We start from the raw sequence: 23,519 nt of genomic DNA on the forward strand, positions 1-23,519 counted from the left end.
AGCTCAAATAAATACAATGAGATTACACAGAAACTTAGTATATACTACTATCGATTCTCTAAATGCGATATTTAACGAAGGAGAATATGCCGATAAAGTAGTAGCAAGAGCCTTAAAAAAAGACAAACGTTGGGGAAGTTCCGACAGGAAATTTGTTGCTGAAACGATTTACGAAATTGTTCGTTGGAAAAGACTATATTCCGAAATTGCCGAAGTTAAAGAGCCTTTTGACAGAGACAATCTTTGGAGAATGTTTGCTGTTTGGGCTGTTTTAAGAGGTTACCCAATTCCTGACTGGCGTCAACTGGAAGGAACACCTGAAAGAAAAATCAAAGGACGTTTTGACGAATTATCAAAAAACCGTGTTTTCAAAGAATCTATTCCGGACTGGATGGATGAAATAGGTGTTAAAGAATTAGGCGAAAACGTTTGGGCTAAAGAAATTGCAGCTCAAAACCAACCTGCTAAAGTTATTCTAAGAACCAACACCCTTAAAACAACTAAAGAAAAATTAAGAGCCATCTTAATGGATTTAGATATTGAAACTGAATTTCTTCCGGATCAGGCTGATGCTTTAGTCTTAAAAGAACGCGCTAATGTTTTTTTAACCGATGCTTTCAAAGAAGGTTTGTTTGAAGTTCAGGATGCTAGTTCGCAGTTAGTAGCTCCGTTTTTAGATGTTAAACCAGGAATGCGTGTCGTGGACACCTGTGCTGGTGCAGGAGGAAAAACACTTCATATTGCTTCTTTGATGGAAAACAAAGGACAATTAATTGCTATGGATTTATACGAAAGTAAATTAAAGCAATTAAAGTTAAGAGCAAAAAGAAACAGCGTTTTCAATGTAGAATACCGAGTTATTGATACAACCAAAGTAATTAAGAAGCTTCATGAAAAAGCAGACCGCGTTTTGATTGATGCGCCTTGTAGCGGTTTAGGAGTTCTAAAAAGAAATCCGGATGCCAAATGGAAATTACAACCGGAGTTTATTGACAACATCCGTAAAGTACAAGCGGAAGTTTTAGAAAACTATTCTAAAATTGTAAAACCTGGCGGAAAATTAGTTTACGCTACTTGTTCAGTTCTTCCATCAGAAAATCAGGAACAGGTAGAACGCTTTTTGAAAACCGAAATTGGTAAACAATTTACTTTTATTGAAGACCGAAAAATATTAGCTTCAGAATCTGGTTTTGATGGATTTTATATGGCTTTGTTGGAAAGAAAAGCTTAGTTCAGTCGGCTGAAAGAGACCATAAAAAAAGCGATTTTCATTTTGAAAATCGCTTTTTTTATATATAATCAAAATTGCAATCTTGAAATCTGCAATCTAAATTCTGCCTTCTAAAATTAGTCGTTCATCGAAATCAAAAACTCTTCGTTATTTCTGGTCTTCTTAAAACGATCGTTTATAAATTCCATGGCTTCCACCGGATTCATATCAGAAAGATATTTACGCATAATCCACATTCTTTGTAGTGTATTATCATCCAACAATAAATCATCACGACGTGTACTTGAAGATGTCAAATCAATAGCAGGGAAGATTCGTTTGTTGGCAATTTTTCTATCTAATTGCAACTCCATATTTCCAGTTCCCTTGAACTCTTCAAAAATAACCTCATCCATTTTTGAACCAGTTTCGGTCAAAGCAGTAGCAATAATACTTAATGAACCACCTTTTTCTACATTACGAGCCGCTCCAAAGAAACGTTTTGGTTTTTGTAAAGCATTGGCATCAACCCCTCCACTCAAAACTTTTCCTGAAGCTGGTTGAACGGTATTGTAAGCTCTCGCTAAACGTGTAATGGAGTCTAAAAGAATCACCACATCATGTCCGCATTCCACCAATCTTTTTGATTTTTCCAAAACGATATTCGCAATTTTAACGTGCTCTTGAGGCTCTCTGTCAAAAGTTGAAGCAATTACCTCACCTCTTACAGAACGTTGCATATCTGTAACCTCCTCAGGACGCTCATCAATCAACAATACGATTAAATACACCTCCGGATGATTAGCTGCAATAGCATTTGCAATTTCTTTCAACAGCATGGTTTTACCTGTTTTAGGCTGTGCCACAATCATACCACGTTGCCCTTTACCTATTGGAGAAAACAAATCAATAATTCGAGTTGAAATTGAACTTTCTCTTTCGGCTAATTTGAATTTTTCAGAAGGAAATACAGGCGTTAAGTGTTCAAAAGAAATTCGGTCTCTAACTACCTGAGGATCGTGTCCGTTAATTTTTAACACACGTACTAAAGGAAAGAATTTCTCTCCTTCTTTAGGTGGTCTCACCACTCCTTTCACAGTATCACCGGTTTTTAAACCAAATAATCGGATTTGAGAAGTTGATAAATAAATATCGTCAGGTGAAGCTAAATAATTATAATCCGAAGAACGTAAAAAACCATAACCATCAGGCATCATTTCTAAAACACCTTCACTTTCGATAATTCCGTCAAACTCAAAATCAGCATCTCTGAAATTGTTGTTTTTCTTATTCTTATGATTCGGGTTTTGATTTTGATTTTGTTGATTCGAATTCTGCTGATTTTGATTCTGATGTTGTTTATGTTGATTTGTTTCATCAGTTCGCTTGCGATCGTGTTGATGCTGTCTCTTAACATTTGGATTAGCTTCAACATCTGCAGCACCTTCGATTGCTTCTTCTCCTTGTTTTTCTTCCACAACAGGAGCGTCACTTTGTTGCGCAACAACTTTATTTTCCTTCTCTTTTTTTAAAGCAATTTTCTTTTCATAATTTGCTTTATTAAATTTCCCAGGTTTCTTTCTTTCAGGAACAACTTCAGCATTATCGCTAGTTTCCTCAACTGTAACAACTACATCTTCTTTTACAATTTCTTCCTTTAGTAATTCAGATTCAACATTCGTATTTACATCTAAAATTTCCGAATTAGTATCAGGAACATTTGCAGCAGTTTTTTTATCAAGTTGTTTTTTGACTGGTGTAATACGAACTCTTTTGGGTTTATCTTCAGTTGCAGCAACGCTATCTTTTTCTTCAACTTCGGTTGTTTTCAAAGAATTCTGAAACTCTAAAATACTTGTTATTAAAGCTTCTTTCTTTACACCGTTGAATTTTATTGTTTTAGCAGCTTTAGCTATTTGTTGAAGCTCAGAAAGCTTCATTTCTTTTAATGCCGAAATATCAAACATGTATGTATTTATGTGTTTAATTTAAAATGGGGATTCTTTAAAAAAAAGATAGGTAGTTTTTTATTATGAATTGACCGCAGTATGAAGTGCTTACGGTATTATATTGCAATAATACGAATAAAATTTTATCATGCAAATAGTATTTTATAAAAAGAAAATATATTTTTGTGCAACAATATTGAGAAAATGATACAACGAATTCAAACCATATATTTGCTTTTAGCTTTTGTAATTACAGGAGTTTTGCCTTTTATTTTTCCTTTATGGACATTGAGTGATGGTAAAGCTTTTTTATTTATGCAAAATCAGCTTTATGTAGTTTTATTTGGCCTGAGTACCACATTATCAATAGTTAGTATTTTATCCTATAAAAAAAGACAAAACCAATTTGTAATCAACAGATTGAATATCATATTAAATTTGATTTTATTAGGATTGTTTATATATCATTCACTAAATTTATCTGGAGAAATGCCTGGCGTTTCTGAGAAAGGTATTGGGATGTTTCTACCTATTTTTGCTATTGTAGCTTTAGTTTTAGCCAACAAAGCCATTAAAAAGGATGAGGATCTTGTAAAATCTGTGGATCGATTGAGGTAAACCTATAAATTTTAATTTATTTAGTGCGAAGGAAACCCGAATTTATATTCGGGTTTTTTTGTTTTATTTTTTTTACATTTGGGAACAATAGTAGCTTCTTATGAAAAAAACAATACGTATCCATTTAGCCGACGATCACAAAGTACTCATTGATGGTATGCGAACTTTATTGAACTCGATACCTAATTTTAATGTTGTTGGATTTTCCTTAAAGGGAACAGAACTTTATGAAGAAGTTTCAAACAATGCCACCGATATTTTAGTCCTTGACATTAGTATGCCGGAAAAAGATGGTATCGAAGTTTTAAGAGAATTTGCTAAGAAAGGCTTTCCTTGTAAAGTAATTGTACTCTCTACTTATGATGATGTTAAAGTAATTCAGGAAGTAATGAAATTAGGCGCCAGTGGTTACTTAACAAAACAATGCGCTGGAGAACACATAGTTGAAGCCATACAAGTAGTTAATACCGGTGAAGAATATTTTTCGAATCAGGTGAGGGAAACCATATTCAATTCGGCAACGAAAAAAAACCCAAAACTCAACAAAACAACAATAAGCAATGAGTACCAACTCAGCGGTAGAGAAATTGAAATAATCACACTGATTGCTTTAGAATATAGCGGAAAAGAAATTTCTGAAAAACTATTTATTAGTGCCAACACTGTTGAGACACATCGTAAAAATATCCTGAAAAAATTAAATGCTAAGAACACAATTAGCTTGGTCAAATTTGCTCTAAAAAACAATTTGATCAATCCATAAATCAAAGCACTTTCAACTTTTTTCTATGCTTAAAAAATGTTTTCATAGCTTGCTTTTAGTACTCATGATTTGCTGTACGAATCTTTTATTTTCGCAAACAAAAAATGAAATACATAAAGAGGTCACAACTTTGACTCAAAGAGCGACAGCTTTAATGAAATTAGAAAAATTTGAAAAATCTTTAATTCTTTCCAGAGAAGCCTTAGGAAACGCTATCCTCTTAAAAGACAACAACCTTATCGCCTTAAATTACAACACCATAGCTGCCAACTTTGATCAACTGGGAGAATACGAAAAAGCATTGTTTTATTACAAAAAATCATTGATTTACGCCAGCAGAACAAATAACTTAAATCTAAAAAACTGGCTCTACAATAATTTAGGCAATATCTATTGTTTTGACAAAAAAGAATACAGTAAAGGAATTTACTATTACCGAAAATCACTCCGATACAGCACTAAAATAGCCGATTCTTCAGCCATTTTCCTTACTAAGTTTAATATTGCCTGGGCTTATTTTGACGTACATAAATTTGAATTAGGACTTCCCTATCTAAAATACATTAACTTATTTCAGGAAAAACACAGCGACAGCTCTACTATCGTTATCTTAAATATGCTTAACGGCATGTATGAATCCTACAAAAACAATGATAAAAAAGCTACTTTTTATTTTGAAAATGCCATCAAACTAGGACAGAATGATGTAGACAAAACTGACCTCTCTTATGCCCATGAAGAATACTCTTCATTTCTATTTAAAATCAAAAAATACAAAAGGGCTTATGAAAATCTTCACGCTTATAACGAAATAACGAACGAACTTAAACGAGAAGAACGCTTAAAAAAACTAAATGTCATTGGGATCAACCTTGAAATTGACGAGTACAAAAGAGAAATTGACCATATAAAAACAGAATACAAAACTAATCACCAATTACTATTAGAAAAACAATCTAAAAACAGATTAATTAGTATTGCAATTATTTTCGCATTACTACTCATAATCGTTTTCTCTTATTTATATTTTCAAAATTCCCAATTAAAACAAAAAAATAAACTCAGAGAAATTGAAAGTAAAATCCAAGAGAATATCATTACAGCTTCGATAAATGGTCAGGAAATAGAACGCAAAAGGATAGCTTCCTTTTTACATGATAACATAAGCGCCTTACTTTCTTCGGCATCGCTGCATTTAACCGTTTTTTCTTCAAAAAATGATACTAACAGTGAAGAAATCACTAAAACAAAATCCATTCTTATTCAAACTCACTATAAAATCAGGGATTTATCACACCAACTTTTACCTTCATTATTGGCTCGTTTTGGACTATTCTATGCTTTAAATGACTTATGCGAATCCCATTCAAACTCTTCCCTTGAATTCAATTATTCAACAAATGTAAACGACGAAACCCGATATAACGAAGAATTCGAAATGAAAATGTATTTCATTATCAGTGAATTGCTAAACAACATCATCAAACACAGTAAAGCCACCAAGGCAAAAGTAAGCATCAAACAAATCGACTCTCATTTACATATCCTCATAAAAGACAATGGAATAGGTTTTGAAATTAAAAATTACCGAACAATTGAAGGTTTTGGTTTGAACCAAATTAAAGCAAGGGTTAACACAATGGAGGGAAAATTCAGAATTATCTCTAAACCAAATGAAGGAACTTCAATAAAAATTATAGCTCCTATTGAATACAAAAGTTAATCAAACCCTTTTTCCTAATTCAATGATCTCGAGATCTTTGATTTTATCTCCTTCAATTACAAATCGCAACATAGTACGTACTTGATGAAAACCACTTTTTCCACAAGCTCCCGGATTCATATGTAAAAGATTATGTTTTTTATCAAACATTACTTTTAAAATATGCGAATGCCCACAAATAAACAATTGGGGTGGATTAGCCTGCATCTCAGCTTTAATATTTGGATTATACTTGCCCGGATAACCACCAATATGTGTAATCCAAACTGAAACTTCTTCACACATAAAGCGATTATGCAACGGAAATTCTAATCGTGCTTCTGCTCCATCGATATTTCCATAAACCGCTCTTAGGGGCTTATATTTTTTTAAAGTATCAGTCACTTGCAAATCACCAATATCTCCTGCATGCCAAATCTCATCAGCCTGCTCAACATATTTTAAAATAGTATCATCGATATGACTGTGCGTATCCGAAAGCAAAAGAATTTTTTTCATCTAAATGGATAAAAGTTGCAAAACAACAAAGATACTGGAGACGAAAAAACTTTTAACCTTTTTGCAACATAAAAACTTTGTACCTTTGAAATTCTGAAACTTTGAGATAAAAAACTTGAGATATTTTATAAAATTAGCCTACAACGGAACCCTTTATCATGGATGGCAAATACAGCCAAATGCTGCTTCAGTACAGGAAACTCTAAATAAGGCATTTTCCGTTTTATTGCATTCTGAAATTAGTTTGATGGGTGCCGGACGTACAGACACCGGGGTTCATGCAAAGGAAATGTATGCCCATTTTGATTTTGAAACAGCTTTTGATATTCCTAAGTTAATTCACAAACTTAATTCCTATCTTCCAAAAGACATCGTGATTTACGGAATTTTCCCAGTAGACAATGAAGCACACTGTAGATTTGATGCTACTAAAAGAACCTATGAATATCACATTAATACATTTAAAGATGCTTTTTTGCAGGAACAAAGTTGGTATTACAATCAAACTTTAGATATCGATTTAATGAATGAAGCGGCACAATTGTTATTAAATTATACCGATTTTCAGTGTTTCTCAAAAGTACATACCGATGTGAATACATTTGATTGCAGCATTTATGAAGCCTATTGGAAAAAGGAAGGGAACAAGCTAATTTTTACCATTTCGGCCAATCGTTTTTTGAGAAATATGGTACGTTCCATTGTGGGAACATTGGTTAATATTGGTTTACACAAAATAAATTTAAACGATTTCATAGCTATTATCGAAAGTAAAAACAGAGAAAAAGCCGGTTTTTCGGTTCCTGCACACGGATTGTATTTAACAAAAATTAAATATCCTTACATAAAGGATTAGTCCTTAGTAACTAGTCCTTAGTTTTTAAAATTCAAATAAAAACTAAGGACTAAGGACTATAAACTAAGAACTAAAACAAAATAAATGAAAGCAAAAGCATTCGACACTCGATTATTTAAAAGAATATTACACTATACAAAGCCTTATCAATGGCGTTTTAATGGCGTGGTGGTATTTGCCATTTCATTGTCTGTATTTTCGGCTTTACGACCGTATTTACTAAAACAAACTGTTGACAATTATATCAAAACAGAAGATGCTTCCGGTCTTTTGTTATACATAACATTGATGGGAATTGTACTGTTGCTGGAGGTTTTTTCACAATTTTATTTTGTGTATTGGGCAAACTGGCTGGGTCAGGATATCGTTAAAGATATTCGCCTTAAATTATTCAAACATATTTTGAGTTTCCGAATGAAATATTTTGATTTGGTACCTGTTGGACAATTGGTAACACGTTCCGTATCAGACATTGAATCTATTGCCCGTATTTTCAGCCAAGGATTATTTATGATTATAAGTGATTTAATGAAAATGGTGGTTGTACTACTTTTTATGTTTTACATGAACTGGAAACTCACCTGGATCGTGATCATTGCCATGCCTATTTTAGTTTTCATCACTCGAATTTTCCAACGCAAAATGCAAGTTGCTTTTGAAGAAGTGCGTACACAAATTGCCAACATGAATACTTTTGTTCAGGAACGTGTAACCGGAATGAAGATTGTACAATTGTTTAATCGTGAAAAAATTGAATTAGAAAAATTCAAATCCATAAATGAAAAACATCAAAATGCCTGGATTAAAACCATACTTTACAACTCCATCTTCTTCCCTATTGCCGACATTATTTCTTCTTTAGCTTTAGGCTGTGTTGTTTTGTATGGTGGTATTAAAATCTTAAACGGAGATCATTTTACCACTTTTGGAGATTTGTTTTCTTATACAATGTTCATCAGTTTATTGTTCAACCCTTTGCGTCAAATTGCAGATAAATTCAACGAAATGCAATTAGGAATGATTGCTGCTAATCGTGTTTTTGAAATCATTGACACCCAGGATCAAATTCAGGATAACGGAACGATTGAAGCTCCTGTTTTTAATGGGAATATTACTTTCAAAGACGTTCGTTTTAGTTATATCGACAATGAAGAAGTCATAAAAGGTATTGATTTACATGTTAATCCTGGAGAAACTATCGCCATCGTAGGCGCTACAGGAGCAGGTAAATCAACAATTATCAACTTATTGAATCGCTTTTATGAAATAAAAAGCGGAACCATTTGTATCGACAATACAAACATCGAAAATTATACTTTGAGTTCACTTAGAAAACAAATTGCAATTGTTTTGCAGGATGTTTTCCTTTTTGCCGATACTATTTACAATAACATCACTTTAAACAATCCTGACATTAGTAGAGAAGATGTTTACGCTGCCGCAAAAAAAATAGGGGTTCATGAATTCATCATGAGTTTGCCTGACAATTATGATTTTGATGTAAAAGAACGCGGTGTAATGCTTTCTTCTGGTCAAAGACAATTGATTGCTTTTTTAAGAGCTTATGTGAGTAATCCAAGTATTCTTATTCTGGATGAAGCAACCTCATCAATTGATACCTATTCAGAAGAATTAATCCAGCGAGCTACCGAAACCATAACTCAAGGAAGAACTTCCATTGTTATTGCGCATCGATTAGCAACCATTGTAAATGCCGATAAAATTGTAGTTATGGACAAAGGTTTAATTGTTGAAGAAGGAACTCATCAGGAATTAATCAATAAAGAATCAGGTTATTATAAAAACCTATATGATTCTCAATTTTCATTAGCTGAATAATTCAAAATGACCCCTACTGAAAACATATTACAAGCCAGACAAATAACCATAGGTTATACCCATAAAAAAGCACAAAATATTGTAGCTTCTAATATTGACTTGAAGCTGGAAAAAGGAAAACTTGTGGCGTTAATTGGTGCTAATGGTATTGGAAAATCAACCTTATTACGAACGATAACCGGAATCCAAAAAACAATTTCTGGAACTGTTTTTTTAAACAATAAAGACATTCACCACATGAATCCTTTGGCTTTAGCCCAAAATTTGAGTGTGGTGTTAACCGAAAAACTACCTGCAAGTAACCTTAGTGTTTTTGAATTGGTTGCTTTAGGAAGACAACCATACACCAATTGGATAGGAACTTTAAGCGAAGAAGATATTGCAAAAGTCAATCAGGCTTTGGCGCTTACGCAAATTGAGCATTTGGCAACCAAAAGACATTATGAAATTAGTGATGGGCAATTACAAAAAGTATTAGTAGCAAGAGCTTTAGCTCAAGATACACCCCTAATTGTTTTAGACGAACCAACCACACATTTGGATTTACTGCACAAAGTTTCTTTATTCCGCCTATTAAAAAAACTAACTCAGGAAACGCAAAAATGTATTTTATTTTCTACCCATGACATTGATTTAGCCATCCAATTGAGTGATGAAATGATTGTAATGACTCCTGGAAATGTGGTTCAGGATCAACCGTGTAATTTAATTTCAAAAGGCGTTTTTAATCATCTTTTCAAAGATGAGCACATTACTTTTGATGCTACAAAAGGAAAATTTGTGATTAACTAACGGCACCCAAACAACTATCGGAATAAGAAACTTTTGCTAATTACACCAAGTAATCTATATTCCAATTCGATTTCTGCTTTCTAAATTCTGCCAACTGAAAAATAATCACTGATTACTTTAGAGAAATCTGCCTCTTAGCTTCTCCTACGACAAAAGCTACTGAATTAGCAATATTAAAACTTCTGATTTTATTTGACATTGGAATTGTCAATTGGTTTTCTTTGGCAAATAAAGCCATGAATTCTTTGCTCAAACCTACACTTTCTTTTCCAAAAACTAACCAATCACCATCCTGAAACTCAATTTCTAAATAGGATTTTTCGGCATGGGAGCTCATCAGGAAAACCCTTGATTGATCCGAAACTTGCTCTAACCATTCGGCTACATTTTGATATTCGGTTACATCAAGATGCACCCAATAATCAAGACCAGATCGTTTTAGATTCTTATCGTTAATCACAAAACCAAAAGGATGAACTAAATGCAAACGACTTTCGGTCCCTACACATAAACGACCAATATTTCCGGTATTATTTGGAATTTCAGGTTCTACTAAAACTATATTTAACATCTTATTATTTTAAATTGATAATTGGATTTGATATTGCAACCACAACGGTTATTGCTAAATATCATTTAAATTGAAATCTTCAACTTCTTTGACTTCTCCGGCTTGTAAATGATCTAAATACACATTCCCTACTCGTACACGTACCAAACGTAAAGTTGGGAAACCAACCGCTGAAGTCATTTTCCTTACTTGTCTAAACTTTCCTTCTCGAATTGTAATAGCGGCCCAGGAAGTAGGCCCATGACGTTCATCTCTTATTTTTTTTCCTCTTGGACCAAAATCAGGAATTTCTTCAAGTAGTTGAGCTTTACAGGGTTTAGTCAGGTATTTTTTCCCATTAAAACCTATTAGAACTCCTTTTTTTATTTCGTCGATAGCTTCTTGTGTAATTACACCATCCACCTGAACATAATATTCTTTTTCTACTTTTTTAGAACGAACTAATTCACTCATTTTACCATCAGTAGTAAGCAATAATAAACCTTCAGAATCTTCATCTAATCGACCGATAGCCATAGTTCCTTCGGGAAAGTCATATAATTCTCCTAAAAGCCTTTTTCTTCGTTTCAATTCATATATAAACTGACTCAAAAATCCGTATGGTTTATGAAGAATAAAATGATGATGTGACATGCTTTAGTGTAAAATTTGCGCAAAAATACACAAATCAAAGCATTGTTCAGGACATTTATATTGATTTAAAAAGAAAGGTTTAAACCAAAATTTAATACTAACTGAAACTGATTAAATTTTTGATTCTGTACAGGTTGCGAGTAATAATTCATCCCTGGCTCGACAAAGAAACTAGTTTTTTTATACAATTCATATTGCAATGTACTGCTCAAAACAGTACCAAAAACAACATCATTAACATTAGAATTTTTACCAATTACACTGTTATCAAGCATCACTTTATTTGAAATTACTTTGCCTACAAAACCTCCAGTATTAAGATTAACACGAGTTTTTCCTTTATTCAAAACAGCATAAGAAACCTCCATTGGCAGCTCGGCATACTGTACTTTTTGGGTCAAATTAGCCGTTTCATAAAAAGTATACGCCATGGCATCAGATGAATTAACTGATGTTTTAGGAAAAAACAAATAATTGCTATTACTCGTAATCCCTCCTCCTTCTTGATTAGAAATCGCTGCATTGGTCTTTACTACATTAATCAAACTCTTAGACGCAATCATATAAGAAACATTGGCTACTTGTTGACCTAGTTCACTCACTTTCAAACCAGTACTTACAGCCCATCGACGATTTAATTTATAATTGGTTTTCATCCCATAATTATATCCTTTTTGTGAAGCAATTGGGTTTCCTAAAGATTTTTGATTGTTTATATTTTGAGAACTATTTACTCCTGCAAATAATTGCAAAGACCATCTTTCTTTAACATTTTCAGATTTGAGCTTACTTTCTTTTTCTTTTAATAATTCGGCTAAAGCATTGTCTTTTAATTCTTCTTTTCTTGAAACATTTGAATCTTCATTTTGCTTTTGGGTTACCTCTTTTTTATCCAGAACTCCATTATTTTTATCTGCCAAAGGATTTTGATTAACAACTTTATCATTTAACACCAATGCCTTATCCTGATAATTAGGCATTTGATTTTTAACATCCGATTTTTTTGTACCCAAGGGCTTTGACGGTTTACCATTTGATGTTATCCCGGTATAATTTGGATACCTGTTACTATTCCCCTTAAAAACAGTAGCATCCGAATCATTATTTTTGTCCTTTTCTTCAAAAATATCCTCCTGATTTTTTTTCTCCATAACATCAATGGATCTGGTTTTATCTACTACTCCATTTTCAGGATTCACCCTATTATTTTCTAAAATAACCGATTCCTTGGACTGGAAATAAAAAATGGAAAACAATCCTAAACCAATAAGCAAACTGGCTGCAACAGGCCACCAATATGCCAATACTTTTTTCTTTTTAGGAGTATTTAATCGTTCCTCAATTCCATTCCACAAATCATCCGGAGGATTCTTAGTAAAATCTTCCAAAGAGGAAATCAATTTATCTATTTCGTCTTTTTTCATATGCTGTATCTCTTGTATTTCTTAATTGAAATTCAAAAATCGATTGTTAATCTTTTTTTATGGCCATCAATGCGGCAATTCTTCGCTGTAAATTCCCCTTTGCTCTATTCAAATTGGATTTAGATGTTCCTTCAGAAATGTTCAAGGCAAGCGCAATTTCTTTATGCTTCATCTTTTCAAAATAATATAAATTGAAAACCAAACGATATTGATCCGGTAATTGCTGAATACATTCAACTAATTTCTCTTTAGGAATAGAATATACATCTACATCTTCTTCTTCATCAATAATATCTCCTTGAAAAGTCTCGTCTTCAAAGAGTAAATCCCGTTTTCTTTTTTTTAATGTTTCAATTAACTTATTGATAAAAATACGTTTCAACCATCCTTCAAAACTGCCTTCAAAACGGTATTGATTCATTTTTTGAAAAGCAACAACGAAAGCCTCCTGAAAAACATCTTTGGCATCCTCTTCATTTTTCATATACTTAATGCACAAACCATACAATACAGGAGCATACAACTGATAAATTTTCTGTTGCGCTCCTCTATCATTTTCGATACATTTCCGGATATAATAATCTATAGGTTCTTCCAAAAAAAAAAATCTTAAAACAATTTGACGTAAACAAATTTAAGCATTCTCTGCTTTTTAAATTACTTGGTATAAATCAAAACATATCCATCAGTAAAATTATCCTGAATACATAACTCTTCATGATCTAAATAGAGTATCACATAAGTCATTTCATTGAAAGTAAGTAGATAGTGTTCTTTATGATCAAAAATACTTTTCCCCTTTTTTATAGTATAGACATAAGTTCCCGTTTCGACATTATCAGTATAAACCGTTACTTTTTCATTTCCTCCAAAAACCAATTTAATTGTAACACCGGTGCTTTCAGGAGTAACAATTTCATTTCCAGAAAAGCCTCCTCTGGATTCCTGCCAATTCCAAGTTCCTACTATATCTCGTTCACTAACTATCTCGTCATCACTTTTTAAAGAACAAAACGAAAAAAAGAATATAGAAACAATTAAATAAAACAGACCTCTGATACTCATGATAGTTTTGGTTTTACTTTAATAGTTAGAGGATAAAAATCTAAAAGGTTGCGTAAAATCTTTAAAAAAACATCTTGGTTTAATAAAAAACCACCTTAAAATCGGCTTTAATCTTTATTTTTGTTCTCATCACTTTTAAAATCTGTTTATGTTCAATATGCTTCCTATTTTAGTTTCGTTTATTATTGCCCTTTTTATTGGTATTTATATCGGAAAACTGATCTTTTCCGCTCGTTTTCAAGCGGAAAAAACAAGTCTGGAAGAAAAATTAATTGCTCTTCAGTCCCAAATCAATCAATTGAAAGAGCAATTTTCCAATGAAAAAAATAATTTCGAAAAACAATTAGAAAATAGCAACAAAGAAAAAGAAGCTATTCGAACTGAAAAAGACAGTCTCGCCATCCAACTTTCTAAAAAAGAAGTCGATTTTGAGAATCTTTGGGAAAGAAATAAAGAACAAAAAGACGAAGTTGAAAAACTACAGGAAAAATTCACCAAAGAATTCGAAAACCTTGCCAATAAAATTCTGGACGAAAAATCGAATAAATTCACCGAGCAAAATAAAGAAAATATGAAAAATATCCTGACACCACTTCAGGATAAAATTCAATTGTTTGAAAAGAAAGTCGAAGATACCCATAAAGAAAGCATTGATTATCATGCGGCTTTACGCCAACAAATTTTAGGCTTACGCGAAATGAATATTCAAATGAGCAAGGAAACTCTGAATTTAACCAAAGCCTTAAAAGGCGACAGTAAAATGCAGGGAAATTGGGGCGAATTAGTGCTAGAACGTGTTTTAGAAAAATCAGGCTTAGAAAAAGGCCGTGAATACGAAGTACAACAAAGCTTTACTACCGAAGACGGAAATCGTGTGATGCCTGACGTGGTTATTAATTTGCCAGACGGCAAAAAAATGATTGTAGATTCTAAAGTTTCACTAACAGCTTATGAAAAATACATCAATGAAGATGAGGAAGAGGTAAAAAATTCCTTTTTAAAAGAACATGTCAACTCCATCAAACGTCATGTAGAGCAATTAGGCAATAAAAACTATCAGGATTTATATCAAATGGAGAGCCCTGATTTTGTATTGCTTTTTATCCCAATCGAACCGGCTTTTGCCATTGCTTTGAATGAAGATATTAGTTTGTATAACAAAGCTTTTGAAAAAAACATAGTAATTGTAACTCCGGCTACATTATTAGCTACTTTGCGCACCATTGACAGCATGTGGACCAACCAAAAGCAACAGGAAAACGCATTGGAAATTGCACGTCAGGCGGGAGCATTATATGATAAATTTGAAGGTTTCGTTGCCGATTTAATCAAAATAGGTAAAAAAATTGACGAAACAAAACTTGAATACAGTGGCGCCATGAACAAGCTAGTTGACGGTAGCGGTAACCTTATTACCCGCGTTGAAAAACTTAAAAAAATGGGAGCCAAAGCCAAAAAAGCTTTACCCGAAAGTATCATAGCCCGAGCCAGCAAAAACAATAATCTGACTGAATAAATTCAAAGCCGTTTTCAAACTAAATCAAAATTTGAAAACGGTTTTCTTCTTAAATTACAAACGCAAAAATATGTTTTCGTTTTAAGCGGTGCTCTTTCGATAAAAAGTATCAAAAAAACGTTATTTCACGCATTCTTTGCCCCTGCTTTATTAGGATTTTTACAGTTTTTTTTCTAACTTTAAGTAGATAATAAATGCTGTCATGAAAAAAATACTACTCCTATTTTTATTTTTTTTCAGTGTCCCAATAGTTGCTCAGGATAAAAAAATGACTACTACTGGCAACATTACTTTTGAAGCATCTGTACCTTTCTATGAAGCCGTTGAAGCCAAAAACAACAAGGTTTATTGTTTATTAAATTTGAAAAACGGAAACATTAGTTTTATTGTTTTTATAAAGCTTTTCCATTTTGAAAGAAGCCTTATGGAGGATCATTTCAATGCTAATTATATGGAAAGTAAAAAGTACCCAAAAGCGACTTTTAAAGGTCAGATTGAAAAATTTGCCATTGCTAAGATCAATACTACACCTACTGATTATTTCATCAAAGGACGTATTACTATTCACGGAGTAACAAAAAATATAAAAGTACTAGCCAAGTTATCTAAAACTGTCGAAAATAAAATCATTATTCAATCGGATTTTAGTTTAAACACCGAAGATTATAAAATTGACATTCCTTTCATCGTTAGCAATAAAATTGCTAAAAAAGTCAATGTTCAATTGACAGCAGCACTCCAATAAATTTATCTGCCCAAACAATCCCGCAACGCTACTTCTAAATTTTCAAATTGAAATTTGAAGCCTGTATTTTTTATCTTAATATTGGAAATTCTCCTTCCGGTTAAAACAATTTTTGACATTTCACCCAAAAATATTTTTAGCAAAAAAGAAGGCACATTAGGTAACCAAATATTATAACCATAAAACTTAGCCAAAGTTTCGGAAAAAGATTGATTTGTTGTGTCATCTGTAATTGCAGCATTATATGCACCATTCATAGCGGAATTATTAATGGCTTCCAAATAAATGGCGGATAAATCATCAATATGAATCCAGGGCATATACTGTTTTCCGGAACCTAAAGCAGAACCCAATTTGAACTTAAAAACCGTACTTAAATGTTTCAACAAACCTTCGTTAGCACCTAAAACTAATCCGGTTCGGATTTGAACAGTTCGAATTCCTAATTTTTCAAAATCATGTAAAGAAGATTCCCATTTTTGACAAGTATAACCTAAAAAATCATTTGCCGGTTGCATTTCTTCTGTACAAATAGCACGCCCGTTTATTGCACCATAAATCCCTACTGCTGAAGCTGAAATAATAGCTTCTACTTTTTTATTATTTTTTTCTAAAGCATTATAAAGCAATTGAGCTGTTTCGATCCTACTAGACAAAATGGCTGCTTTTCGTTTTTTGGCCCAACGTTTATCTGCAATACCTTCACCTGCCAAGTGAATAATATAATCAGCTTTTTTTATAGCTTCCTCTTCAATAGTTTGCGCTTCTAAGTTCCAGGTATAATAAAATACATCATCGGTATTCACTTGCTTTCTTCTGCTCAAAACAGATACCGAAAAACCATGAGAAACTAACAATGATGTCAAATGTTTTCCAACAAATCCAGTACCTCCCGATATCAAAACATTCTTTTTCATTTTGTCATCATTTATCATTTACCCAAAGATATAAAATATTTTGTTTAACATTAACATAAAATCATTAAACAATTTACTAACTTTATAACTCAATAAAAAAAACGAAAAAATGGCAACTAAAAAAACGTCTATAACTAAAGAATCCATTGTTTCTCAATACATGAATAGCACTTTAGAGAACAATGAAAGACCACAATCAGTATATCTTTTTGCTAAAAAAAATGGCTTTACAGAAGCTGAATTCTATAATTTCTTTGGGAATCTGGAAAGTATTGAAAAAGAAATCTATGTTATGTTTTTAGAAAAAACGATTGAATTGATACATAAGGACAGCAACTATGAGTCTTATGACATGAAAAGTAAACTGTTAAGCTTTTACTTTACCTTTTTTGAATTATTAGCTGCTAACAGAAGCTATGTTATCATGAGTTTGAATGAGAATAAAAACCAACTCAAAAACCTCTTACAACTTTCCGGTTTAAGAACCGCTTTTAAGAAATTCATCGACGAAATTACTACTGATGAAATCCGAATTCAACAGGAAAAAATAAAATATTTTCAGGAAAAAGCAATTCAGGAAAGCGCTTGGATTCAATTGCTATTCACTTTAAAATTTTGGTTAGAAGATGGTTCTCCCAATTTTGAAAAAACAGATGTTTACATTGAAAAATCGGTAAAACTAAGTTTTGAACTTATGAATGCGGCTCCCATAAACAGTTTGATTGATTTTGGGAAATTTATTTTCAAAGAAAAAATGCAAAACAACTCATGAAAACAATCGATTATATTCCAACTTCAAAGATTGAACGCGCCACTAAACTAGTCCAGACAGGCGCTAAAGTGGGTGTGAATTATTTGAAATATTACGGAGAAAAAATAGTGAATTCAGACCTTAATAAAGACAAATTAAACGAAGAAAATGCAGAGGATATATATAATGGTTTAAAAAGCCTAAAAGGTAGTGCGCTTAAAGTGGCGCAAATGCTTAGTATGGACAAAAATTTCCTGCCACAGGCATATGTCGAGAAGTTTTCTTTGTCCCAATTCTCTGTTCCACCTCTTTCGGCTCCCTTGGTATTGAAAACCTTCAAAAATAATTTTGGAAAAACACCTTATGAAATTTTTGATGAATTCAATCCCAACTCGGTGAATGCGGCAAGCATTGGTCAGGTACATTTAGCCGTGAAAAACGGTAAAAAATTGGCGGTAAAAATTCAATATCCGGGCGTGGCTAACAGTATTTCGTCTGATTTGGCTTTAGTAAAACCTATTGCTATCCGAATGTTTAATTTACAGGGCAAAGATTCTGATAAATATTTTAAAGAAGTAGAAGACAAATTGATTGAAGAAACCAATTATCTATTGGAACTCAAACAAAGTCAGGAAGTGGTTGATGCCTGCAAGAAAATTGACAACTTGGTATTTCCAGAATATTATCCTGAGTTTTCTTCTGAAAAAATCATCACCATGGACTGGATGAATGGAAAACATTTATCCGAATTTAAAAATTCAGATTCAGAAATCGCTAATAAACTTGGTCAGGCATTATGGGATTTTTATATGTATCAAATTCATATTTTACGAAAAGTTCATGCCGATCCGCATCCGGGAAATTTTCTTATTAACGACCAAAATGAATTGGTTGCACTTGATTTTGGTTGTATGAAAAGCATCCCAAATGACTTTTACATTCCCTATTTTGAATTGGTCGATAAAAAAATCATTAACGATGAAGCTCTTTTTAGAAAAAAGCTATTTGAATTAGAAATTCTAAGAACTGACGACACTCCGGAAGAAATTGACTATTTCACCGCCATGTTTTATGATTTATTATCATTGTTTACACTGCCTTTTCAAACTGATACTTTTGATTTTTCGAATGAAGAATTTTTCGAAAAAATTGCTCAGTTAGGAGAACGCTTTTCAAAAGATACCAATTTGAAAAAAATGAACGGAAACCGTGGCTCGAAACATTTTATTTATATGAATCGAACTTTTTTTGGTTTGTACAACCTAATGTTTGATTTGAAAGCAAAAATTGAAGTGAATCATTTCCAAAAATACAGCTAATGAAAAAAGAAATCAGCAATTTAGACATAGACCGAATCATTGAAATGGCATGGGAAGACCGAACTACTTTTGAAGCGATTCAATTGCAATTTGGATTAAAAGAACAGGAAGTAATAGATTTAATGCGTACCGAAATGAAAGCGTCTAGTTTTAAAATGTGGCGAGAACGAGTGCAAGGTCGAAAAACAAAACATGAAAAATTAAGAAATTTTACCGAAGGACGTTTTAAATGCAGCCGTCAAAGACAAATCAATAACAATAAAATTTCGAAAAGATAATTCGAATTAAATAGTTTCCAAAAAATGAAAAACATTGTAATCATAGGTGGTAGTAAAGGAATAGGAAATGCTATTTTGCTACAGCAATTGGAAAAAAACAAAATTTACAATATTAGCAGAACTGCTCCTGAAATTGCTCATCCTAATCTTAAACATTATTCACTTGATGTATTACAGGATGAACTACCGGAAATTGAAACCATAGACACTTTAATTTATTGTCCGGGTTCTATCAACTTGAAACCTATTGGTAATTTAAGCATCAATGATTTCAGAAACGATTTTGAAATCAATGTTATTGGAGCCGTAAAGTGCATTCAGCACTATTTAGCGGTTCTAAAAAAAGGAAACAGTCCTTCAATCTTACTCTTCAGCACTGTTGCGGCAAAATTGGGTATGCCTTTTCATGCAAGTATTGCTACTGCAAAAGCCGGAATTGAAGGATTAGTAAAAAGTTTGGGAGCCGAATTAGCTTCGACTGTGCGTATCAATGCTATTGCCCCTACTATTACTGAAACCTCACTCGCTTCATCTATCCTTCGAAATGAAAGAATGAAAGAAAACATGATCGAACGTCATCCTATGAAAGGCTATTTAAAACCGGATGAAGTAGCTCAAATGGCTGATTTTTTAATTTCAGAAAAAGCAAAATCAATTTCAGGACAAATATTCGAAATGGATTATGGCTTAGTTACATTTAAACTCTGATGAAATGAAAATTCTTTTAACAGGTGCCACTGGCTATATTGGAAAAAGACTTTTACCCATTTTAGTATCTCATGGGCATGACGTTATTTGTTGTGTAAGAGATAAAAACCGATTTAATTTTCCCGAAGGATTTGAAAATCAAATTCAACTTATAGAAATTGATTTTTTAAAAAAGGAAACTTTATTACAAATACCCGAATCGATTGATGCTGCTTATTACCTCATTCATTCGATGTCAAATTCCGCTGATAATTATGATGAATTAGAACGAAAATCAGCCGAAAATTGCGTTGAAAGATTGAATCAAACATTGGTAAAACAAGTTATCTATCTAAGTGGAATAGTCAACGAAAAATCCTTATCCAAACATTTATCCTCCCGAAAAAGAGTAGAAGAAATTCTCAATCAAGGCACATTTGCAACTACCACTTTAAGAGCCGGAATTATTGTGGGTTCCGGAAGTGCTTCTTTTGAAATCATCCGGGATTTAGTAGACAAACTTCCTGTTATGATCGCTCCCAAATGGCTGAATACCAAATGTCAGCCGATTGCCATTAATGATGTTCTGGTATTTCTGTTAAAATCATTAGCAAACCCCTTAACCTTCAATAAAAATTTTGACATTGGTGGACCGGATATTCTGACTTACAAAGAAATGCTTTTAGCTTTCGCAAAAGCTAAAAACCTGAAAAGACACATTTATACCGTTCCGGTAATGACTCCAAAATTGTCTTCTTACTGGCTTTATTTTGTTACTTCGACCTCTTACAAATTAGCAACAGCCCTTGTAAGCAGCATGAAAATTGAAGTGGTTTGCAAAGACAATCAAATAAATGAATTACTTAACGTCCAACCGATTTCTTACGAAGAAGCATTATCAAAAGCATTAATCAAAGTACAGGAAGATCAGGTAGCTTCGAGCTGGAAAGATTCTTTAATAAGCGGACGTTTTAAAAATAATATTTCTCAATTTATCAAAGTCCCTAAAAAAGATTGTTTTATTGACCGGCGCAAAAAAGAAATTGTTGATCGGGAACAAACTATAGAACGGATTTGGTCCATTGGTGGCGAAACGGGCTGGTATTATGGAAACTGGCTATGGAGTATTAGAGGTTTTATCGATAAATTATTTGGGGGTGTGGGATTACGAAGAGGACGCACTAACAAACATAGTATTCACGCTGGAGATGTATTGGATTTTTGGCGGGTTTTGTATGCCAATAAAGAAGAAGGTAAATTAATTTTATTTGCCGAAATGAAACTACCGGGTGAAGCCTGGCTCGAATTCAAAATCATTGGAAACACTTTGTATCAATCAGCGACATTCAGACCAAAAGGTTTTTTGGGAAAGTTGTATTGGTATTCTGTGCTACCGTTTCATGAATTTATTTTTAAAGGAATGCTGAATAAATTGATCAAATAACATTTTACAAAAAGAATAACCATTTCATTTAAAGCAACTTAAAATATTTTAAACCATTAAGAAATTAAGGCAATTTAAGAGCAGTTCTTAATAAACTTAATTTCTTAATGGTTGAAATTTTACAAAATTTAAGTCAAAATACCAGCTTTATAAGTTGCAATCGCACGGTCTCTGGCCATAGCATGATCGACCATTGGTTCACCGTAACCCAAATCAAATTCAGGAATCCATTTACGGATATAAATTCCTTTTTCGTCAAATTTTTTCAACTGAATATCCGGATTAAAAACTCGGAAATAAGGTGCTGCATCACAACCTGTTCCTGCTGCCCATTGCCAATTGCCAACATTAGCCGACAATTCATAATCCAATAATTTTTGAGCAAAATAAGCTTCGCCCCATTGCCATTGAATCAACAGGTGTTTGCATAAAAAACTGGCGACAACCATTCGCACCCGGTTGTGCATATATCCAGTTTCATTGAGCTGACGCATTCCTGCATCTACCATTGGATATCCCGTCCTACCTTCACACCAGCGCTTAAAATCTTCTTCATTATTGCGCCATTGAATACCATCATAAGCCGATTTAAAATTCTGTGTTACGACTTTTGGGAAATGATAGAGAATTTGCATAAAAAACTCCCGCCAAATTAATTCACTCAAAAAAGTCGCATTGGTTTTATCTGCAAAAGCAACCATTTTACGAATACTGACCGTTCCAAAACGCAAATGAGGCGACAAATAAGAAGTGGCATCTACAGCGGGGAAATCCCGTTGCTCCTGATAATTCGCTAATCCATCCAAAGTATAGGGTTTCACCTTGATTTTACTTTCTACAAAACCTATTTGTTCCAATGCAGGAAAATCAAAATTGCTTTTATAAAAATTTGAAAATGATTGCGTAGTATTATATTCCTGAAGTGGTTTGATCTTTGCAAATTGCTCCAGCCATTTATTTTTATAGGGCGTATAAACCGTGTACGGCAAACCATCCGCTTTTGTGATTTCTTTTTCTTCAAAAATCACCTGATCTTTAAAAGAATAACTCAGAATGGCATGCTGTTCTAACAATTGACAAATGCAATCGTCGCGATCCATTGCATAAGGTTCGTAGTCCTTGTTGAAGAAAACTTTTTTTACCTCAAATTCATCAACAATTGTTTGCCAAACTTCCTGCGTTTTTCCTTTTTTAATTAAAATTGAACTGCCAATGGATTGTAATTCTTTATTTATTTGCAAAAGCGAATCATAAATTAAACCTACTCTGGCATCGTCTTTAGGTAAAGAATCTAAAATTGAATCGTCAAAAATAAACAAAGGAATGACCGGGTATTCTGATTGCAAAGCATAGAATAAACCCACATTGTCTTCGAGTCTTAAATCACGACGGAACCAAAAAAAGGAAACTGCTGTTTTAGCCATTATTTTGAATTAAAAATTTCGTTAACTTTTTTCTCCCGATATTCAAAAATAGCTTTGAGTTTATTTTTGACCACCAAAGCATTCATAATGCGCCCAATAAAACCAAGAGGTAACGCATAATGCACTAAATCAGTCATGATGACTCCGTCTTCAACAGGCTCAAAAAAATGTTTGTGATGCCATAAGGTATAGGGACCAAAACGTTGTTCATCTATAAAATAACGTTGGTGTTCAACAATGGTAATTTCGGTAACCCAAGTGAGTTTTATTCCAAGAAGTGGTGAAACTTTGTATTGAATAATTTGGCCGGGATACATGTTTTTCTCATCAAAATCAGTGATTTGAAATCCCATAGAATTTGGAGTTATTTTTTGCAAATTGCGCGGACTGGAAAAAAAAGTCCAACAGTCTTCAATGGAAGCATTTACTTTTTGAACTGTTTTTTTTGAATAAACTTTCATTTGATTTTATGCTTGCTGGGCATTGCGTGAAGGATG

The 23,519-nt window shown here is 33.0% G+C and carries 24 protein-coding genes; 14 read left to right on the top strand and 10 right to left on the bottom strand.

Translation table 11 applies throughout. The features are described from left to right. Positions 1-16 precede the first annotated feature (16 nt). A complete protein-coding gene (locus AAEO59_RS11240) occupies positions 17-1,231 on the top strand; it encodes an RsmB/NOP family class I SAM-dependent RNA methyltransferase (RefSeq protein WP_341700837.1) in 1,215 nt (404 codons plus the stop codon). Positions 1,232-1,347: 116 nt separating this feature from the next. On the opposite strand, the gene rho is transcribed toward AAEO59_RS11240, so the two are convergent. Further along, positions 1,348-3,177 (bottom strand): transcription termination factor Rho, encoded by a 1,830-nt coding sequence (gene rho, locus AAEO59_RS11245; protein WP_341700838.1) that lies wholly within the window; start codon positions 3,175-3,177, stop codon positions 1,348-1,350. 186 nt (positions 3,178-3,363) lie between these two features. Between rho and AAEO59_RS11250 the strand changes: the two genes are divergently transcribed. The 3 genes from AAEO59_RS11250 (at position 3,364) to AAEO59_RS11260 (ending at position 6,263) form a co-directional block, all read left to right on the top strand. Then, a complete protein-coding gene (locus AAEO59_RS11250; protein ID WP_341700839.1) occupies positions 3,364-3,777 on the top strand; it encodes a DUF4293 domain-containing protein in 414 nt (137 codons plus the stop codon). A 100-nt stretch (positions 3,778-3,877) separates the two neighbouring features. After that, positions 3,878-4,540, top strand: a complete 663-nt coding sequence (locus AAEO59_RS11255) for a response regulator transcription factor (RefSeq protein ID WP_341700840.1) — start codon at positions 3,878-3,880, stop codon at positions 4,538-4,540. Between the two features lie 154 nt (positions 4,541-4,694). Further along, on the top strand, positions 4,695-6,263 hold the full coding sequence (locus AAEO59_RS11260; RefSeq protein WP_341700841.1) for a tetratricopeptide repeat-containing sensor histidine kinase: 1,569 nt from the start codon (positions 4,695-4,697) through the stop codon (positions 6,261-6,263). On the opposite strand, the gene AAEO59_RS11265 is transcribed toward AAEO59_RS11260, so the two are convergent. Beyond that, positions 6,264-6,761, bottom strand: coding sequence for a metallophosphoesterase family protein (locus AAEO59_RS11265; RefSeq protein WP_341700842.1), 498 nt, complete (start codon positions 6,759-6,761; stop codon positions 6,264-6,266). It lies immediately after the preceding gene. A 115-nt stretch (positions 6,762-6,876) separates the two neighbouring features. Here AAEO59_RS11265 and truA point away from each other — a divergent pair, with 115 nt between their 5' ends. The 3 genes from truA to AAEO59_RS11280 all read left to right on the top strand — a co-directional run bounded on the left by truA (position 6,877) and on the right by AAEO59_RS11280 (position 10,248). Next, positions 6,877-7,617, top strand: coding sequence for a tRNA pseudouridine(38-40) synthase TruA (gene truA / locus AAEO59_RS11270; protein ID WP_341700843.1), 741 nt, complete (start codon positions 6,877-6,879; stop codon positions 7,615-7,617). Positions 7,618-7,701: 84 nt separating this feature from the next. Next, complete coding sequence (locus AAEO59_RS11275; protein WP_341700844.1) at positions 7,702-9,456, top strand: ABC transporter ATP-binding protein; 1,755 nt, start codon at positions 7,702-7,704, stop codon at positions 9,454-9,456. A 6-nt stretch (positions 9,457-9,462) separates the two neighbouring features. Beyond that, a complete protein-coding gene (locus AAEO59_RS11280; RefSeq protein WP_341700845.1) occupies positions 9,463-10,248 on the top strand; it encodes an ABC transporter ATP-binding protein in 786 nt (261 codons plus the stop codon). 112 nt (positions 10,249-10,360) lie between these two features. Here AAEO59_RS11280 and AAEO59_RS11285 read toward each other — a convergent pair whose 3' ends face one another. The 5 genes from AAEO59_RS11285 to AAEO59_RS11305 all read right to left on the bottom strand — a co-directional run bounded on the left by AAEO59_RS11285 (position 10,361) and on the right by AAEO59_RS11305 (position 13,941). Then, entirely contained in the window at positions 10,361-10,819 is a 459-nt protein-coding gene (locus AAEO59_RS11285; RefSeq protein ID WP_341700846.1) for a tRNA (cytidine(34)-2'-O)-methyltransferase, read from the bottom strand. Between the two features lie 54 nt (positions 10,820-10,873). Then, on the bottom strand, positions 10,874-11,452 hold the full coding sequence (locus AAEO59_RS11290; RefSeq protein ID WP_341700847.1) for a pseudouridine synthase: 579 nt from the start codon (positions 11,450-11,452) through the stop codon (positions 10,874-10,876). Between the two features lie 65 nt (positions 11,453-11,517). Beyond that, the gene (locus AAEO59_RS11295; protein ID WP_341700848.1) at positions 11,518-12,876 is read right to left on the bottom strand and encodes an outer membrane beta-barrel protein; all 1,359 of its coding nucleotides are present in this window, start codon (positions 12,874-12,876) and stop codon (positions 11,518-11,520) included. Between the two features lie 46 nt (positions 12,877-12,922). Next, complete coding sequence (locus AAEO59_RS11300; RefSeq protein ID WP_341700849.1) at positions 12,923-13,474, bottom strand: RNA polymerase sigma factor; 552 nt, start codon at positions 13,472-13,474, stop codon at positions 12,923-12,925. 59 nt (positions 13,475-13,533) lie between these two features. Beyond that, positions 13,534-13,941, bottom strand: coding sequence for a hypothetical protein (locus AAEO59_RS11305; RefSeq protein ID WP_341700850.1), 408 nt, complete (start codon positions 13,939-13,941; stop codon positions 13,534-13,536). 148 nt (positions 13,942-14,089) lie between these two features. On the opposite strand from AAEO59_RS11305, the gene rmuC reads away from it, so the two are divergent. Both rmuC and AAEO59_RS11315 read left to right on the top strand, forming a co-directional pair. Next, positions 14,090-15,457 (top strand): DNA recombination protein RmuC, encoded by a 1,368-nt coding sequence (gene rmuC / locus AAEO59_RS11310; RefSeq protein ID WP_341700851.1) that lies wholly within the window; start codon positions 14,090-14,092, stop codon positions 15,455-15,457. A 202-nt stretch (positions 15,458-15,659) separates the two neighbouring features. Beyond that, positions 15,660-16,202 (top strand): YceI family protein, encoded by a 543-nt coding sequence (locus AAEO59_RS11315; protein WP_341700852.1) that lies wholly within the window; start codon positions 15,660-15,662, stop codon positions 16,200-16,202. 2 nt (positions 16,203-16,204) lie between these two features. Here the strand turns inward: AAEO59_RS11315 and AAEO59_RS11320 are convergent, their stop codons facing one another. Continuing rightward, a complete protein-coding gene (locus AAEO59_RS11320) occupies positions 16,205-17,119 on the bottom strand; it encodes a TIGR01777 family oxidoreductase (RefSeq protein ID WP_341700853.1) in 915 nt (304 codons plus the stop codon). 109 nt (positions 17,120-17,228) lie between these two features. On the opposite strand from AAEO59_RS11320, the gene AAEO59_RS11325 reads away from it, so the two are divergent. From AAEO59_RS11325 to AAEO59_RS11345, 5 genes are read left to right on the top strand one after another with little or no spacing between them, the layout of a single operon-like run. After that, positions 17,229-17,891 carry a TetR family transcriptional regulator C-terminal domain-containing protein gene (locus AAEO59_RS11325; protein WP_341700854.1) on the top strand — a complete coding sequence of 221 codons (663 nt, stop codon included), beginning with the start codon at positions 17,229-17,231 and terminating at the stop codon, positions 17,889-17,891. Continuing rightward, entirely contained in the window at positions 17,888-19,189 is a 1,302-nt protein-coding gene (locus tag AAEO59_RS11330; protein WP_341700855.1) for an ABC1 kinase family protein, read from the top strand. Before AAEO59_RS11325 ends, AAEO59_RS11330 begins: the two co-directional genes overlap by 4 nt. Beyond that, positions 19,189-19,467 (top strand): TIGR03643 family protein, encoded by a 279-nt coding sequence (locus AAEO59_RS11335; protein ID WP_341700856.1) that lies wholly within the window; start codon positions 19,189-19,191, stop codon positions 19,465-19,467. The genes AAEO59_RS11330 and AAEO59_RS11335 overlap by 1 nt, the downstream gene beginning before the upstream one ends. A 24-nt stretch (positions 19,468-19,491) precedes the next feature. Then, positions 19,492-20,175, top strand: coding sequence for an SDR family NAD(P)-dependent oxidoreductase (locus AAEO59_RS11340; protein ID WP_341700857.1), 684 nt, complete (start codon positions 19,492-19,494; stop codon positions 20,173-20,175). A 4-nt stretch (positions 20,176-20,179) separates the two neighbouring features. Beyond that, positions 20,180-21,598: an SDR family oxidoreductase gene (locus AAEO59_RS11345; RefSeq protein ID WP_341700858.1), complete on the top strand. Its 1,419-nt coding sequence runs from the start codon at positions 20,180-20,182 to the stop codon at positions 21,596-21,598. A gap of 128 nt (positions 21,599-21,726) precedes the next feature. Here the strand turns inward: AAEO59_RS11345 and AAEO59_RS11350 are convergent, their stop codons facing one another. Both AAEO59_RS11350 and AAEO59_RS11355 read right to left on the bottom strand, forming a co-directional pair. Beyond that, positions 21,727-23,022, bottom strand: a complete 1,296-nt coding sequence (locus AAEO59_RS11350; protein WP_341700859.1) for a cryptochrome/photolyase family protein — start codon at positions 23,020-23,022, stop codon at positions 21,727-21,729. Further along, entirely contained in the window at positions 23,022-23,483 is a 462-nt protein-coding gene (locus tag AAEO59_RS11355) for an SRPBCC family protein (protein WP_341700860.1), read from the bottom strand. The genes AAEO59_RS11350 and AAEO59_RS11355 overlap by 1 nt, the downstream gene beginning before the upstream one ends. Positions 23,484-23,519 lie beyond the last annotated feature (36 nt).

The organism is Flavobacterium flavipallidum (assembly GCF_038289905.1).
In the GTDB taxonomy this organism is placed as follows: Bacteria; Bacteroidota; Bacteroidia; order Flavobacteriales; family Flavobacteriaceae; genus Flavobacterium; species Flavobacterium flavipallidum.

Coding starts and splice junctions, on each gene's coding strand:
- AAEO59_RS11240 (WP_341700837.1), top strand. CDS start 17: ATGAGATTACACAGAAACTTAGTATATACTACTATCGATTCTCTAAAT.
- rho (WP_341700838.1), bottom strand. CDS start 3,177: ATGTTTGATATTTCGGCATTAAAAGAAATGAAGCTTTCTGAGCTTCAA.
- AAEO59_RS11250 (WP_341700839.1), top strand. CDS start 3,364: ATGATACAACGAATTCAAACCATATATTTGCTTTTAGCTTTTGTAATT.
- AAEO59_RS11255 (WP_341700840.1), top strand. CDS start 3,878: ATGAAAAAAACAATACGTATCCATTTAGCCGACGATCACAAAGTACTC.
- AAEO59_RS11260 (WP_341700841.1), top strand. CDS start 4,695: ATGAAATTAGAAAAATTTGAAAAATCTTTAATTCTTTCCAGAGAAGCC.
- AAEO59_RS11265 (WP_341700842.1), bottom strand. CDS start 6,761: ATGAAAAAAATTCTTTTGCTTTCGGATACGCACAGTCATATCGATGAT.
- AAEO59_RS11275 (WP_341700844.1), top strand. CDS start 7,702: ATGAAAGCAAAAGCATTCGACACTCGATTATTTAAAAGAATATTACAC.
- AAEO59_RS11280 (WP_341700845.1), top strand. CDS start 9,463: ATGACCCCTACTGAAAACATATTACAAGCCAGACAAATAACCATAGGT.
- AAEO59_RS11285 (WP_341700846.1), bottom strand. CDS start 10,819: ATGTTAAATATAGTTTTAGTAGAACCTGAAATTCCAAATAATACCGGA.
- AAEO59_RS11290 (WP_341700847.1), bottom strand. CDS start 11,452: ATGTCACATCATCATTTTATTCTTCATAAACCATACGGATTTTTGAGT.
- AAEO59_RS11295 (WP_341700848.1), bottom strand. CDS start 12,876: ATGAAAAAAGACGAAATAGATAAATTGATTTCCTCTTTGGAAGATTTT.
- AAEO59_RS11305 (WP_341700850.1), bottom strand. CDS start 13,941: ATGAGTATCAGAGGTCTGTTTTATTTAATTGTTTCTATATTCTTTTTT.
- rmuC (WP_341700851.1), top strand. CDS start 14,090: ATGTTCAATATGCTTCCTATTTTAGTTTCGTTTATTATTGCCCTTTTT.
- AAEO59_RS11315 (WP_341700852.1), top strand. CDS start 15,660: ATGAAAAAAATACTACTCCTATTTTTATTTTTTTTCAGTGTCCCAATA.
- AAEO59_RS11320 (WP_341700853.1), bottom strand. CDS start 17,119: ATGAAAAAGAATGTTTTGATATCGGGAGGTACTGGATTTGTTGGAAAA.
- AAEO59_RS11325 (WP_341700854.1), top strand. CDS start 17,229: ATGGCAACTAAAAAAACGTCTATAACTAAAGAATCCATTGTTTCTCAA.
- AAEO59_RS11330 (WP_341700855.1), top strand. CDS start 17,888: ATGAAAACAATCGATTATATTCCAACTTCAAAGATTGAACGCGCCACT.
- AAEO59_RS11335 (WP_341700856.1), top strand. CDS start 19,189: ATGAAAAAAGAAATCAGCAATTTAGACATAGACCGAATCATTGAAATG.
- AAEO59_RS11340 (WP_341700857.1), top strand. CDS start 19,492: ATGAAAAACATTGTAATCATAGGTGGTAGTAAAGGAATAGGAAATGCT.
- AAEO59_RS11345 (WP_341700858.1), top strand. CDS start 20,180: ATGAAAATTCTTTTAACAGGTGCCACTGGCTATATTGGAAAAAGACTT.
- AAEO59_RS11350 (WP_341700859.1), bottom strand. CDS start 23,022: ATGGCTAAAACAGCAGTTTCCTTTTTTTGGTTCCGTCGTGATTTAAGA.
- AAEO59_RS11355 (WP_341700860.1), bottom strand. CDS start 23,483: ATGAAAGTTTATTCAAAAAAAACAGTTCAAAAAGTAAATGCTTCCATT.